Origin of the sequence: Massilia sp. CT11-108, assembly GCF_047302915.1 — a bacterium.
GTDB lineage: Bacteria > Pseudomonadota > Gammaproteobacteria > Burkholderiales > Burkholderiaceae_D > Telluria > Telluria orientalis.
In genome coordinates this window covers 1-248 of record NZ_JBKYMO010001662.1, presented here as the reverse complement: position 1 = coordinate 248, position 248 = coordinate 1, and the positions used below count along the sequence as shown (strand labels likewise).

General features: G+C 72.6%; 1 protein-coding gene. It reads left to right on the top strand.

Annotation, left to right across the window (positions count from 1 at the left end):
- The coding region (locus ACEN88_RS35955; RefSeq protein ID WP_413347161.1) for an MGH1-like glycoside hydrolase domain-containing protein at positions 1-248 on the top strand (248 nt) is incomplete at both ends.

Genomic DNA, 248 nt, shown 5'->3' with positions numbered 1-248 from the left:
CGACTCCGCCACGAGCAACATCGGCCACCTGCTCGGCACCGGCCTGCTCACCCCTGACGAGGAAGCCGTCGTCGCAGCACGCGTCGTGAGCCCGGACCTGGCGAGCGGCTTCGGCCTCAGGACGCTCTCCACGACCGCCGCCGGGTACTGGCCGCTCAGCTACCACGGGGGCACCGTCTGGGCGCACGACACCGCCGTGGTGATCACGGGCCTCGCCCGGTCGGGACACCACGACGAGGCCCGTGATC